Origin of the sequence: Actinacidiphila sp. DG2A-62 (assembly GCF_035825295.1) — a bacterium.
Lineage (GTDB): Bacteria > Actinomycetota > Actinomycetes > Streptomycetales > Streptomycetaceae > Actinacidiphila.
On sequence record NZ_JAYMGI010000002.1, the window covers coordinates 2,916,556 to 2,930,324 of the forward strand.

9 protein-coding genes and 2 pseudogenes are annotated in these 13,769 nt (G+C 78.0%); 4 read left to right on the forward strand and 7 right to left on the reverse strand.

Features of this window, described 5'->3' with window-relative positions; genetic code table 11:
- Positions 1 to 234 precede the first annotated feature (234 nt).
- Complete coding sequence (locus tag VSR01_RS12875) at positions 235 to 1,410, forward strand: PP2C family protein-serine/threonine phosphatase (protein ID WP_326449370.1); 1,176 nt, start codon at positions 235 to 237, stop codon at positions 1,408 to 1,410.
- A gap of 223 nt (positions 1,411 to 1,633) precedes the next feature.
- Positions 1,634 to 2,815: an MFS transporter gene (locus tag VSR01_RS12880; RefSeq protein WP_326449371.1), complete on the forward strand. Its 1,182-nt coding sequence runs from the start codon at positions 1,634 to 1,636 to the stop codon at positions 2,813 to 2,815.
- Between the two features lie 485 nt (positions 2,816 to 3,300).
- Here VSR01_RS12880 and VSR01_RS12885 read toward each other — a convergent pair.
- From VSR01_RS12885 to VSR01_RS12915, 7 genes and pseudogenes are all read right to left on the reverse strand, one after another.
- Positions 3,301 to 5,079, reverse strand: a pseudogene (locus tag VSR01_RS12885) (FAD-linked oxidase C-terminal domain-containing protein); the annotation flags it as partial.
- A 228-nt stretch (positions 5,080 to 5,307) separates the two neighbouring features.
- A pseudogene (locus VSR01_RS12890) lies at positions 5,308 to 6,536 on the reverse strand (FAD-binding oxidoreductase); the annotation flags it as partial.
- A gap of 160 nt (positions 6,537 to 6,696) precedes the next feature.
- Positions 6,697 to 7,251, reverse strand: coding sequence for a Uma2 family endonuclease (locus tag VSR01_RS12895; protein WP_326453632.1), 555 nt, complete (start codon positions 7,249 to 7,251; stop codon positions 6,697 to 6,699).
- 89 nt (positions 7,252 to 7,340) lie between these two features.
- Complete coding sequence (locus tag VSR01_RS12900; RefSeq protein WP_326449372.1) at positions 7,341 to 8,051, reverse strand: class F sortase; 711 nt, start codon at positions 8,049 to 8,051, stop codon at positions 7,341 to 7,343.
- A gap of 5 nt (positions 8,052 to 8,056) precedes the next feature.
- Complete coding sequence (locus VSR01_RS12905) at positions 8,057 to 9,178, reverse strand: hypothetical protein (protein ID WP_326449373.1); 1,122 nt, start codon at positions 9,176 to 9,178, stop codon at positions 8,057 to 8,059.
- A 240-nt stretch (positions 9,179 to 9,418) separates the two neighbouring features.
- The gene (locus tag VSR01_RS12910) at positions 9,419 to 10,198 is read right to left on the reverse strand and encodes an HAD-IIA family hydrolase (RefSeq protein WP_326449374.1); all 780 of its coding nucleotides are present in this window, start codon (positions 10,196 to 10,198) and stop codon (positions 9,419 to 9,421) included.
- Between the two features lie 291 nt (positions 10,199 to 10,489).
- The gene (locus VSR01_RS12915) at positions 10,490 to 11,974 is read right to left on the reverse strand and encodes an ROK family transcriptional regulator (protein WP_326449375.1); all 1,485 of its coding nucleotides are present in this window, start codon (positions 11,972 to 11,974) and stop codon (positions 10,490 to 10,492) included.
- 234 nt (positions 11,975 to 12,208) lie between these two features.
- On the opposite strand from VSR01_RS12915, the gene VSR01_RS12920 reads away from it, so the two are divergent.
- Positions 12,209 to 13,252, forward strand: coding sequence for a Gfo/Idh/MocA family oxidoreductase (locus VSR01_RS12920; RefSeq protein WP_326453633.1), 1,044 nt, complete (start codon positions 12,209 to 12,211; stop codon positions 13,250 to 13,252).
- Positions 13,249 to 13,755 carry a heme-degrading domain-containing protein gene (locus VSR01_RS12925; RefSeq protein WP_326449376.1) on the forward strand — a complete coding sequence of 169 codons (507 nt, stop codon included), beginning with the start codon at positions 13,249 to 13,251 and terminating at the stop codon, positions 13,753 to 13,755. Before VSR01_RS12920 ends, VSR01_RS12925 begins: the two co-directional genes overlap by 4 nt.
- Positions 13,756 to 13,769: the final 14 nt, after the last annotated feature.

Sequence of the window (13,769 nt, forward strand, 5' to 3'; positions counted from 1 at the left end):
GCCGAAAACAGGCGGCTGAACACCGTCGGACGGGCACTCGGCCGAACACAGGCGCGTGCCGCCGCGCCCGATGAGTTGCGCGCGGCCCGCGGCTGGCTTGAGATGGGAGGACGCGGCGGACCGCGGGAGCGAGCGGCAGGCGGGCATCGAACGGACAGCAGCCGGGCGGCGGACGGGCAGCGGGCCGGACGCCGCGGGGACCGGCGGACCGACGAGCGCAGATGGGTGCACCGTGTGAAGAAGGCCTGGTTCACCCGGACAGTGGCGCGGCTGGAGAGCGAGCACCTGTCCCGGATGGGCATGTCGCTCCCGATCGGCGCGCTGCTCGTCGTGGTGGCCGCGGACCTGATGGCCGGCCGGGACCACTTCCTCACCCCGGGCATCGTCGTGGCGCCCGCGCTGGCCTCCATCACCGTCAACTGGCGCCGCACCCTGGTGGTCAGCCTGCTCGGCGCGGCCGTGCAGGCCGCGCTGTCGCCGTACGACGGGGTGACCGACATCCCCGACCACGACGTGCTCTTCGGCCAGCTCTTCGCCTACGGGCTGGTGTGCGTCTTCAGCGTCTACATCGCCTGGCGGCGGGAGACCGGCGCGAAGGCGTACACCGCGATCTCCTCGGTCGCCGAGGCCGCGCAGCACGCGCTGATGCAGCCGCCCGCGCCCCGGGTCGGCCCGGTGCGGGTCGCCGCGCGCTACGTCTCGGCGGCCGACGCCGCGCAGATCGGCGGCGATCTGTACGCGGTGCTGGAGACCCCGCACGGGGTGCGCGCGCTGATCGGGGACGTGCGCGGCAAGGGCCTCGCGGCGGTGCAGACCTCGGCGGTGGTGCTCGGCGCGTTCCGCGAGGCCGCCTACGACGAGGGCGGCCTGGACCGGCTGGCGGCCCGGGTGGACACCAGCGTGCGCCGGCACGTCACCGGCGGCGACTTCATCACCGCGCTGTTCGCGCAGTTCGACGCCCCTTGCGGCAGCGTGGAGCTGCTGCACTACGGGCACGTGCCGCCGCTGCTGGTGTCCCGCGACGGCAGCGTGACCAGGGCCGACCCGGCCGAGCCCTGGCTGCCGCTGGGACTGGCCGACATGGTGGCCGGCGGCCCGACGCCGTGGCGGGTGCCGCTGCGCCCCGGGGACGTGCTGGTGCTGTGCACGGACGGCGTGATCGAGGCCCGCGACCCGCGCGACGGCGCGTTCTACCCGCTGGCCGAGCGGGTCGGGCCACTGGTCGCGGGCCGCGGCGGCGACCTGGACTCGGCGGTGGAGGGCCTGTACGCGGACCTGCTGCGGCACGCCGGAGGGTCGCTGTCCGACGACGTGATCCTGCTGCTGCTGGCGCCCGACGGTCCGGGGGACGGCGCGGGGGAGGCGGCGCGGGCGGGGGACGCGAAGGCCGCGGGGGACGCGGAGACGTAGCGCCGGGGCGACACGGCGGCGGCCGGCGGGGCGGGGTTGCCCGCGGCGGGGCGGGACGCCTATGGTGCGCCGGCCGGGCGGACCGGCGGGGCGCCGCCGCGACGTCGGGCGGGCCCGCGGCCGACCGGCGTGCCCGCCCGCACGCGACCGTCCCGACCTGCGGTTTCCTGCCGCACGCAGCGCGCCGCACGACCTGGCGTCCGATCCGGCCAAGGAGGACCTCGTGAGCGGGCCACGGCTCGGACCGGCGCCGGCCTTCTTCTGCGTTGTCCTGTCGTTCACGGTGGTCATGGTCGGCACCACCATGCCGACGCCGATATACCCCCTGTACGAGCACCGGCTCGGCTTCTCCACCCTGGTGCAGACGGTGGTGTTCGCCGTCTACGCGGTGGGCGTGCTGGCCACGCTGCTGCTGTGCGGACGCTGGTCGGACGTGGTGGGCCGGCGGCCGATGCTGCTCGCCGGGCTCGGCGCGGCGCTGGCCTCCAGCCTGGTCTTCCTGGGCGCGGACCGGGTGTGGGTGCTGCTGGTCGGGCGGTTCCTGTCGGGGGTGTCGGCCGGGGTGTTCCTCGGCGCGGCGACCGCGGCGGTGATCGAGGCGGCGCCGCCGCGGTGGAGCCGGCGGGCCGCGCCCGTCGCCACGGCGGCCAACATCGGCGGGCTCGGGCTCGGCCCGCTGCTCGCGGGCCTCGCGGTGCGGTACCTGCCGGCGCCGCTGCGGCTGTCCTTCGCGGTGCACGCGGGCTGCGTGGTGGTCTGCGCGGCGCTGGTCCTGCTGGTGCCGGAGACCGTGGACGTGGCGCCGGGGGCGCGGCTGCGGCCGCAGCGGCCGTCGGTGCCGGCGGGGCTGCGGGGGACGTTCGTGACGTCCGCGACGGCCGGGTTCGCGGGGTTCGCGCTGCTCGGGCTGTTCACCGCGGTGTCCCCGCAGGTGGTCGCGCACGTCTTCGGCAGGTCCAGCGCGGCGGTCGCCGGGCTGGTGGTGTTCCTGCTGCTCGGCGCGTCGGCGGCGGTGCAGCTCGGCTCGCGGCGGCTGCCGGGGCGCGGGGCGCTGGTCGGGGGGTGCGCGCTGCTGGTGGCCGGGGTGCTCCTGGTCGGGGTCTCGGTGGAGGTCGCGAGCTTTCCGCTGCTGGTGGCCGGGGCGGTGGTGGCCGGGGCCGGCCAGGGCATGAGCTTCACGAAGGCGCTGGGGGCGCTGTCGACCGGGGCGGCGCCGGAACGCCGGGCCGGCGTCACGTCCAGCTACTTCCTGGTCCTCTACGTCGCGCTGGCCGTGCCGGTCGTCGCGCTCGGCGCGGCCACGCAGGCGTGGGGGCTGGTCACGACGACCTTCGCGTTCTCCGTGGCGGTGGCCGCGCTCTGTGCGGCGGCGCTTCTCCGCCTCCTTCGCTCGCGCGAGCGCTGATCCCGGGCTCCGGCCCCGCCCCCCACTCGGCTCCGCCGCCCGCGCCCCGGGGTCCCGGCGGGCTCCCGGCTGTCCCGCTCGGCCTCGTCGCCGTCCCCGGCTGCGCGGTGGTTGCTCGCGCAGTTCCCCGCGCCCCTCTCGGGGTCCCGACTGCCCCGCTGAGGCCCGCCGCCGTCCACCCGCCCGCAACGGTTGCTCGCGCAGTTCCCCGCGCCCCTGACGGGGCTCGGGTCGCCGCTGAGGTGACGTACGTTGCCGCGACCGCGTAGGTCAAGCACTCAGGGGCGCGGGGAACGGCGCGACCAGCCACCCGCCGGGGCGCACCCGGCAAACCACCCCGGCGGGGCACGACGCGACCCGAAGGGGCGCGGGGAACTGCGCGACCAGCCACCCACGAACCCGCACCCGGCAGACCACCCCGGCGGGGCAGGACCTGACCCGAAGGGGCGCGGGCCGGGAGGAGGCCGACCGGGGCAGCCGGGGGGTCAGGGGAGACGCTGCGCGCGGCACAACGCGGCGAAGACGGACTCGTACACCTCCCCCGTAGCGCGCTCCAGCGCAACCTCGCAGAGCCGGTTGCACGACAGATACGCGTCGTAGCCGCGCCCCGCGACCTCCTCCGCCTCGCGCCGCGTCGCAGACGCCGTCAGCTCCGGGTGGAGCATCCCGCGGTCCCCCGCGAAGCCGCAGCACCCCGCGTCGTCCGGCACCACGACCTCCTCCGCGCAGGCCTCCGCCAGGCCCCGCAGCGCCGCGTCGGCGCCCGGCCCGCCCACGCACGTGGGGTGCAGCACGACCGCCCCCGCCCGCGCCCCGGCGGGCAGCTTCGGCAGCAGGTGCTCCGCCGCCCACACCACCGCGTCGACCACGGCCAGCTCCGCGTGCAGCTCCCGGTTCGCCTCGGTGAGGTGCGGGACGACGTCGCGGCCCAGCCCCACCGCGCACGACCCGGAGTCGACCACGACCGGCAGCCGGCCGCCGCCGGTCCACGCCCAGGCGTGCTCCACCACCCGGTTGGCCATCACCGCGTCGGCCCCGGCGAACCCCTTGGAGCGGAACACCGTGGCGCAGCACGTCCCCGCCACGTCCGGCGGGATCCACAGCGGGACGCCGGCCCGTTCGGCGAGCGCGACCAGGGCCGCGGGGGCCCAGCCGCCGGTCCGCGCGGGCGGCCCGAAGATCCGGTTGACGCACGAGGGGAAGTAGACCGCCGCCGCGCCCTGTCGCCGGGTCCGCGGCAGCGCGGGCGCCGCGCCCGGGAGCTCCGGCAGCCAGCCGGGTATCAGCTCCCGCCCCGGCAGCCCCGCCGCCTCCGCCGCCGAGCGGGCCAGCGCCGTCGCGGCGGCCGGCGGCCGGTCGCCGGCCCGGCCGCGTACCGCGGCGGCGGTGGCGAGCGCGGCCCGCGCGGCGCGCTCGGCGGTGCGCCAGTGCGCCGCGGTGAACGCCGCCGCGCGCCGCGCGCCCGCCGGGTGCCGCTCCCGCCGGAAGCCCTTCATCAGCGCGCCGGTGTCGATGCCGACCGGGCAGGCCGGCCCGCACAGCGAGTCGCCCGCGCAGGTGTCGACCGCGTCGTAGCCGTACGCGTCGAGCAGCGCCCGGCGCACCGGGGAGCCGGCCGGCTGGCGGGCCATCTCCCGGCGCAGCACGATGCGCTGGCGCGGCGTGGTGGTCAGGTCGCGGCTGGGGCAGACCGGCTCGCACAGCCCGCACTCGATGCAGGGGTCGGCGGCGGCCTCGGCCGCGGGCAGCACCGGCAGCGTCTTCAGGCCGCGCAGATGGCCGCGCGGGTCCTGGTCGAGCACCACTCGCGGGGCGAGCACGCCGTCGGGGTCGAGCAGCCGCTTGACCCGCCACATCAGCGCGGTGGCCTTGGCGCCCCACTCCAGCTCCAGGTAGGGCGCGAGGTTGCGGCCGGTGCCGTGCTCGGCCTTGAGCGAGCCGTCGAACCGCTCGGCGACCAGGTGGCAGAAGTCGTCCATGAACGCGGCGTAGCGCGCGGTGTCGGCCGGGTCGGCGGCGTCGAAGGCGAGCAGGAAGTGCAGGTTGCCGTGGGCGGCGTGGCCGGCGACGGCCGCGTCGAAGCCGTGGGCGCGCTGGAGCGCGAGAAGTTCGGCGCACGCCTCGGCCAGCCGCTCGGGCGGCACCGCGAAGTCCTCGGTGATCAGCGTGGTCCCGGGCCGCCGCGCGCCTCCCACCGCCGACACGAACGCCTTGCGGGCCCGCCACAGCGCGGCGATCCGCTCGGGGTCGCGGGTGAAGGCGTTGTGCCCGTACGGGTCGGCGGGCCGGCCGCGGACCCGGCGCCGGGACGCGCGCCGGGACCGGCCACGCGGTCGGCGGCGGACCCGGCGGCGAACCCGGCGGCGAACCCGGCGGCGAACCCGGCCGCGGGACCCGCGGACCCGGCTGCCGGACCGGCCGGGCGCTCGGCACCGGCCCCGGCACCCGCTCCGGCGCCCGTCCCAGCACCCGTCCGGGCACCGGCACCGGCACGCGCCGGCGGCGGGGAGATCAGGCCGAGGTCGTCGCAGATCCGGCGGGCCGCCCGCTCGTACGCCGCCAGCTCCGTGTCGTCCGCCGCCCGGAACTCCACCAGCAGCGCCGCGCTGCCCGCCGGCAGGTCCGCCCACTGCGCGGGCGCGCCGGAGCGGCCGGCGCAGGCGGCGAGGGTGTCGCGGTCCATCAGCTCGACCGCCTCCGCGCCGGCCTGCGCGAACAGCGGCACCGCGGCCGCGGCGGCCGGGAGCGACGGGAAGAGCAGCAGCCCGGCGCTGACCGCGCGGCGCAGCGGCAGCGTGTCGTAGACCGCCTCGGCGACGAAGCCCAGCGTGCCCTGCGAGCCGATCATCAGCCCGCGCAGGATCTGCGCCGGGGTCTCGCCGTCGAGGAAGGCGTCCAGGCGGTAGCCGGAGGTGTTCTTGATCGCGTGCTTGGCGCGGATGCGCGCGACCAGCTCCGGGTCGCCCTCGATCTCGTCGCGCAGGTCCAGCAGCCCCTGGTACAGCTCGGGCTCGGCGGCGGCCAGCGCGCTGTCCGCGTCGGGGTCGCCGGTGTCCACGACGGTGCTGGAGGGCAGGACGACGGTCAGCGAGGCGACCGTGCGGTAGGAGTCGCGGGCGGTGCCGGCGGTCATGCCGGAGGCGTTGCAGGCGATGACGCCGCCGACGGTCGCGGCGGCGGCGCTGGCCGGGTCGGGGCCGAGCACCCGGCCGTGGCGGGCCAGCGCGGCGTTCACCCGGGCGAGGACGGTGCCGGGCAGCACCCGCACCCGGGCGCCGTCCGCCTCGACCTCCGCGCCGCTGAAGTGGCGCCGCACGTCCACCAGGACGTCCTCGCCCTGGGCCTGGCCGTTCAGGCTGGTGCAGGCCGAGCGGAAGACCAGGTTGCGGCGGTGGGCGCGGGCGTAGGCCATGAGCCTGACCACGTCCTGCACGCTGTCCGGCACGGCCACCGCCTGCGGCACGAAGCGGTACGGGCTCGCGTCCGAGGCGTACGCCACCAGGTCGGTGATCCGCCCGAGCACCTTGTGCGGGCCGCCGAGCGCCGCGGCCAGTCCGGCGGCCAGCCCCGCGGGCGTCCCCGCGGCCCTGACCTCCTCCACGGCGTCCACCGCGGCGTCCACCGCGCCGTCCGTGCGCGGCGCTCGCGCGCCCGCTCCCGCTCCCGTGCGCCCGGCACGCGGCGCTCCCCCGCTCCCCAGCTCCTCCTTGCGCACGGACATCAGGACCTCCGCAGACGGACGATCACCTGGCGATCACATGGAGCAGCCACGATAAGCCGCCCCCGCCCCGCCCGCGCGCCGGGAGACGGCCGCGCGGGCGTAAGGCCGTCCGCGACGTTCCTCAGCGCCGTCCGCGACGTTCCTCAGCGGTCCCCGCGCGTCAGCGCACCCACCCCTTGAGCGGCTCGGTGTCCAGCACCACCCCGACCGGCGCGGGCAGCTCCACCCGCTTGCCGAACAGGTAGCGGTCCAGGTGGCTGTACACGCCGCGGCTGTCCGGCGAGCTGTGCACCACGACCTCGCCGAGGGTGCGGTCGATCAGCAGGTAGACCGGAATACCCGTCTCGGCGTACGCCCGCGGCTTGTCCTCACGGTCCCGCTTGTCGGTGTCGCTGTCGTAGGACGTCACCTCGACCACCATCAGCACCTGGTCGGCGGCGGCCCACTCGCCCTGGCCGGCGAAAGCGCCCTCGGGAGCGAGCGCTCCGTCCGGCCTGGCGTGACCCGTGCGGTACGCCTCGACCTTCAGCCCCCGCTCCGGGTAGAGCCACAGCTCGGGACGCTGCTGCAGGCAGTGCTTCATGACGAAGCGGATGATCTCGTCGTGGTCCCCGTCCGGCACTGCTTTGACCCCGAGCTTTCCGTCGATGAACTCCAGGCGGATGTCGTCGCGTTCCGCCGCGGCGGCGAGCCGCTCGAACTCCTCGGCTCCCATCTGCGGCCGGTCGTGGGTGATCGTCACGGGACCCCTCCGTCCTTCTGGCAGCGCACGAACCCGACAGCACGTACCTTACCGGCTGCCGCCTATGCCCCGCGGGCTCCGGTGAGGGGGGCGGTGACGACGAGGTTCGCGGTGTAAGCGCGGGTCGCGGGGTCGAAGGCGCCGCCGCAGGTGATGAGGCGCAGCTGCGGGGGGCCGGTCGGAGAGCCGTAGGCGCGGGCGGGGTCGAAGTGGGCCCTGGGGACGGTGTCCACGGTGCGGGCGGTGAACTCGGCGACCGTGCCGTCCGCGCGGGTCACGTCGATGGCCGCGCCCGGCTTGACGGTGCGCAGCGGGAAGAAGACGGCGGGGCCGGTGTCGGTGTCGACGTGGCCGACGATCAGCGCCGCGCCCGCCGAGCCCGGCGCCGGGCCGCCGCGATACCAGCCGGTGGTCCCCGGGGTGGAGTACGGCGGCGGGTCCACCGTGCCGTCGGTCAGGCCGCGCGGGACGACCGGCGCGTGGATGCCCAGCGAGGCGATGTCCAGGCGCACCGGGTCGGCGGCGGCCAGCGGCGCGTGCGTCCCGCCGGCGCCGGACGCGGAGTGGCCCGCGGCGCCCGGCCCGGCCTCGGCGCCCGCGCCCGCCGCGGTGCCGGACCCGCCGTCCGCGCCGGGCTGGAGGCCGGCCTGGGACGGTCCGGCGGGCGCCGCGCCCGCCGGACCGTGGCCGGAGCCGAGCAGCCACGCCGTCAGCAGCAGCGCCGCCGCGCAGGCCGCCCAGGCGCGGCGCCCGGCCGCGGACTCCTCGGCCACCGGCGTCAGCCGCGCGTCGCGGCGCCGCGGGCGGCGCGCGCGGCCCTGCGGCGGACCGCGGCGACGCCCAGCCCCGCCAGCACGAACCCGCCGGTGGCCAGCAGCGGCCCGGTGCTGGAGCCGGCCGCGGCCGGGCCCGCCGCGAGCTGCGCCGCGCCGCCGGTGCGGTCGACCGCCAGGTGGGCCGCGCCGCCCCCGCCCGCGGGCACCGGCCGGACCGGCTGCGGCGGCGTCACCGGGGTCAGCGGCGTCGCCGAGGCGGTGACGGTGATCGACGCCGTCGCGGAGGCCGACGCGGAGTCCCCGTCGCACCACACCGAGACGGTGTACGAGCCGTCCGCCGCGTCGGACTTGATGAACGCGCTGGCTTCCAGGCCGCCCCGGCCGTCGGTGGCCGGGGCGAGCGTGACGCTGTCCACGAAGACGCTGGCGCTGGCCTTGGCGGTGTGGCCGGCGCTGCACGCGGTCGCCAGGTGCAGGGTGACCTGGCCACCGGGGGCGACGGTGGCCGGGCTGACGTCCATCGCGGCGGCGCCCGCGGCGCCGCCCGCCGTCAAGTCGGAGCCGGAGCCGGAGTCCGTGCCGGACGCGGTGTCCGGGTCGGCGCCGGGATCGACGGTGGCGTCCATCCCGGGGTCGGTGGCGGAGTCGGCGCCTGCACCGGAGTCCGCGCCCGTGCTCGTACCGGAGTCCGCGCCCGTGCTCGTACCGGAGTCCGCGCCCGTGCTCGTACCGGTGTCCGTGCCCGTACCGGAGTCCGCCGGGAGTCCGGTGCTGGGGTCGACCGCCTGGTCGGTGGCCGCGCCCGCGCCCGGATCGGTCAGCGTGCCCGCCCCCGCGTCGGAGCCGGTGCCGACACCGGCTCCGGCGTCCGAGCCCGTGCCGGCGTCCGGCGCCGTCGCGTCGGCGGGGACGCCGAGCGCCGCGAGGCCGGTCAGGGCGCCCGCCGGCGCGGGCGCCCGGGTCGAAGGGGACGCCGCAGCCGGGGCTCTGCCCGGTCCCGTGCCGGACTCGTCGGCGGCCGCGGCGGCGGCACACGGTGCTGCGGACAGGCCGCCGAGCGCGGCGGCGACCACCACGGCGGCGGCCGCGGGCAACGCGGCCACGGGCAGGGTGCGACGGGACATCAGGGGGACCTCCGCTCGGCCGGCCGCGGCGTTCCGCGCCCGGTGCTTACGAAGATCCCGGCGCCCGCCGCCGCCCGCACCCCGGGCGGCCCCTCACTGCGCCGCGCGGGTGACGTACGGCCTACGCAGCGTCACCGGCCGGCGATCCGGCGCCCGCTCCCCGCACCCGTCACCGGGACACGCGCGGCGGCCGGCCGCCGACGTCCGCGCGGACGGCGTCGAAGGCCCCCGACGTCGCCCTCAGATCTCGGCGACCAGGTCCGCGATCGAGTCCACGACCCGCGACGGCCGGAACGGGTAGCGGTCGATGTCCGGCACCGCGGTGAGCCCGGTGAGCACCAGGAACGTCTCCATCCCGGACTCCAGCCCGGCCAGCACGTCGGTGTCCATCCGGTCGCCGATCATCGCGCTGCTCTCGGAGTGCGCGCCGATCACGTTGAGCCCGGCCCGCATCATCAGGGGGTTGGGCTTGCCGACGAAGTACGGCGCCTTGCCGGTGGCCTTGGTGATCAGCGCGGCCACCGATCCCGCCGCGGGCAGCACGCCCTCCGGCGAGGGGCCGGTCTCGTCGGGGTTGGTGCAGATGAACCGCGCGCCGCCGTTGATCAGCCGGATCGCCTTGGTCAGCGCCTCGAAGCTGTAGGTGCGGGTCTCGCCGAGCACCACGTAGTCCGGGTCGTGGTCGGTGAGCACGTAGCCCACGTCGTGCAGCGCGGTGGTCAGGCCCGCCTCGCCGATCACGTACGCGGTGCCGCCGGGGCGCTGGTCGTCCAGGAACTTCGCGGTCGCCAGCGCGGACGTCCAGATGTTGGCGACCGGCACGTCCAGGCCCATCCGGGTCAGCCGGGCGTGCAGGTCGCGCGGGGTGTAGATGGAGTTGTTGGTCAGCACCAGGAACGGCTTGCCCGACTCCTTCAGGCCCTTGAGGAACGCGTCGGCCCCCGGGATCGGCGTGCCCTCGTGGATCAGCACCCCGTCCATGTCGGTGAGCCACGACTCGATCGGCTTGCGTGTCGACACGGTCCGGTCTCCTTGCTGCGCGGTCTGCTGCATGCGGGTGTACGTGGGTGGCGTGGGTGTACGCGGGCGTCCGCGCCCGGCTTCAGCGTAGCCGGGGCGGGTCGGGGGCCGCGCCGGGCGTCTCGCGGGCTGGGCAGGGCGCGGGCGGACGGCGGCGGGCGCGGGCTCGGTGGCGACGCGCGGGGGGCCACGCGGGGGGGCCGCGCTCGGCGGACCCGGGCTCGGCGGGCGCGGGCCGGACCCGGACCGGACCCGGGTTCGAGCTCGGGCTCGGCGGGCGCGGGCCGCGGCTCAGCGGAAGGGGCCGGCGGTGAAGAAGGGCTGAAGCACCAGCAGCGCCGCGCCCTCCGCGACGGCCCGCGGCGGCGCGACGTCCACGGGCACGCTCCGGCCGCGCTCGGCCAGCACCGCGGCGACCCCCGCGCGGTACGCCCGCGGCGCGGCGCGGACCCCGCCGCCGCCCAGCACGACCCGGTCGATGTCGAGCAGCGCCACGAGGTTCGCGGCGCCCACGCCCAGCAGCCGGGCCGCGCCCGCGGTGTCGCCGCGGTCCGCCGCGGCCAGGCACAGCGCCTCCAGGCAGCCGCGGTTGCCGCACTTGCACAGCGGCCCGTCGAGCTGCACCGCCTGGTGCCCGAACTCCCCCGCGCCGGTCCGTCCGCCCCGGTACACCGCTCCCTCCAGCACCAGCGCCGCGCCGAGCCCCGTGCCGAGGTGCAGGTACGCGAAGGACTCCGCGCGGCCGCGGTGCCCGGGTGCGTCCGCTGCCTCGGCGGGCGCGTCGACGCCGGAGGCCGCGGGGCCGGGGGCGTCCCGCCGGTCGGGCCCGGCTCCCGCAGGACCGGGGCCACCAGCCGACCCCCCGGGGTCGCCAGCCGAGGGGCCGCCAGCCGACCGCCCGGGGCCGCCAGCCGAGGGATCGCCCGCCGACCGCCCGGGGCCGCCAGCCGAGGGGCCGCCAGCCGACCCCCCGGGGTCGCCAACCGAGGGGCCGCCAGCCGACCCCCCGGGGCCGTCCGCCGAGGGGTCTCCCGCCGACCCCCCGGGGCCGTCCGCCGAGGGATCGCCCGCCGACCGTCCGGGGCCGCGCGCGGGCTCGTCCGTACCGCCCGGCGGACGCCGCGCGTCGGACGCCGGCCGCTCCGGGTCCGCCGGCGCGGCCAGCAGCGCGAGCGCCGCCGCGTTCGTGTTCTTGTCGACGGCGACCGGCAGGCCGAGGCGGCGGGTGAGTTCGGCGCGCAGCGGGCAGCCCTGCCAGTGCGGGAAGCCGGTGACGCGGTGCAGCACACCGGTGCGGTGGTCCAGCGGCCCGCGAACGCCGACGCCCGCGCCCAGCACCGGGCCGGGGGCGAGCGCGGCGGCCTCGCGTATGCCGTCGGCGATCGCCGCGAGCGCCTCGTCGACCGGGCGGCCGAGGTCCAGCGGCACGGCGAGGTCGGCCACCGGCCGGCCCGCCAGGTCGCTGACCACCGCGGTGAGCCGTACGCCGTCCAAATGCGCGCCGACCGCGTACCGCGCCCCGGCCGCCAGCCGCAGCCCGGCGCGCGGCTTGCCGCCGGTCGGGGCCCGGTGACCGGAGTCCTCGACCAGGCCCTCGGCGCGCAGCCGCGCGGTGATCTTGCTGATCGCCTGCGGGGTCAGGCCGGTGCGCTCGGCGAGGCCGGCCCGGCTGAGCCCGCCGCCGGCGCGGGCCGCGGCGCGCAGCAGGTCGAGCACGAGGGCGGCGTTGTGGTCGCGCAGTGCGGGCAGGTTCGCCCCGGAGGCTGACGGGTGCACGGTGCCATTGTGCCGCGCGCTTGCGCTTCGGCAACGCTGTTGCAAAAGTGGTCGGCATGAGTTCTGCCCAGACCCCCGGCGGCCGGCGCCGCCCCCGCCGCCTCCGCCGCCCCGGACGGCGCACGGGACCAGCACCCCGGTTCCGTACCGGGCCGGCGCCCGGAGGACGCGCCCGCGTCCGGACCGGGCACCCGGCCGGAACCCCGGCCGGAAGCCCGACCGGACCCCGCGCCGCTGCGCGTCGCGCTGGTCGGATACGGACCGGCCGGGTCGTTCTTCCACGCGCCGCTGATCGCCGCCACGCCCGGCCTGGAACTGGACACCGTCGTCACCCGCAGCCCCGAGCGCCGCGCGCACGCCCGCGCCGAGCACCCGGGCGCGGCCTTCGCCGACTCCGCCGACGAGCTGTGGGCCCGCGCCGGCGACCTCGACCTGGTGGTGCTCGCCTCCCCCAACCGCACCCACGTGCCGCTGGCCACCGCCGCGCTGGAGGCCGGCCTGCCGGTCGTCGTGGACAAGCCGCTGGCCGGCACCGCCGCGCAGGCCCGCGCGCTCGCCGCGCTCGCCGACGCGCGCGGCCTGATGCTGAGCGTCTTCCACAACCGCCGCTGGGACAGCGACTTCCTCACCCTGCGCGCGCTGCTGGAGCAGGGCGGCATCGGCGAGCCGTACCGCTTCGAGTCCCGCTTCGAGCGCTGGCGGCCGCGGCTCAAGGGCGGCTGGCGCGAGTCGGGCGACCCGGCCGACATCGGCGGGCTGCTCTACGACCTCGGCAGCCACCTCGTCGACCAGGCGCTCGCCCTGTTCGGCCCGGCCCGCCGGGTCTACGCCGAGGCCGACGCGCGCCGGGCCGGCACCACCGCGGACGACGACTCGTTCATCGCGATCACCCACGCCTCGGGCGTCCGCTCGCACCTGTGGATGAGCGCCACCGCCGCGCGCCTCGGCCCGCGGCTGCGCATACTCGGCAGCGAGGGCGGTTTCGTCACCTACGGGCTCGACCCGCAGGAGGCGGCGCTGCGCGAGGGCCTGCGGCCCGGCGAGGGCACGGCCTGGGGCGCCGAGCCGGAGCCGGCGTGGGGCACGCTCGGCACGGACGGCTCGGCCCGCCCGGTGCCGTCGGTCCCCGGCGACTACCCCGCCTTCTACGCGGCCGTCGTCGCGGCCCTGCGCGACGGCGCCCCGCCCCCGGTCACCGCGCTGGAGGCGGCGGCGGCCCTGGAGGTCATCGAAGCGGCGCGCCGCTCGGCGCACGAGGGAAGGGTGGTGGAGCTGTGAGCACGCGGGACGCGCGCGGCGGCGACGGGCTGCTGGAGGAACTCGCCGCGCAGGAGGAGGCGCTGGTCCTCCCGCGCTTCACCCACGACGACGCGTGGCGGCTGGGCTCCCTGCTGGTGGGCCTGGCCCGCGAGCGCCGGGCCGCGGTCACCGTCGACATCCGCCGCGGCGGCCAGCGGCTCTTCCACTACGCGCTGGAGGGCACCACCCCCGACAACGACGCGTGGCTGGAGCGCAAGGCCCGGGTGGTCGAGCGCTACGCCGCCAGCTCCCTGCGGGTCGGCGAACGGTTCCGGTCCAGGGGCACGACCTTCGAGGAGTCCTCCCGGCTCGACCCGGACCGGTACGCCGCACACGGCGGCGCCTTCCCGCTGCGGGTCACCGGCGCGGGCGTGATCGGCGTGGTCGGCGTCTCCGGCCTGCCGCAGGCGGAGGACCACGCGCTGGTGGTGGACGGACTCACCGCGTTCCTGGAGGAGTTGCGGACGTCCTGGACGGCGTGAGGGCGCGACGGCGG

Bases quoted from the DNA above. Each gene is read 5' to 3' on its own strand.
- VSR01_RS12895 (WP_326453632.1), bottom strand. From the start codon at position 7,251: ATGGGAGCCGAGGAGTTCGAGCGGCTCGCCGCCGCGGCGGAACGCGAC.
- VSR01_RS12905 (WP_326449373.1), bottom strand. From the start codon at position 9,178: ATGTCCCGTCGCACCCTGCCCGTGGCCGCGTTGCCCGCGGCCGCCGCC.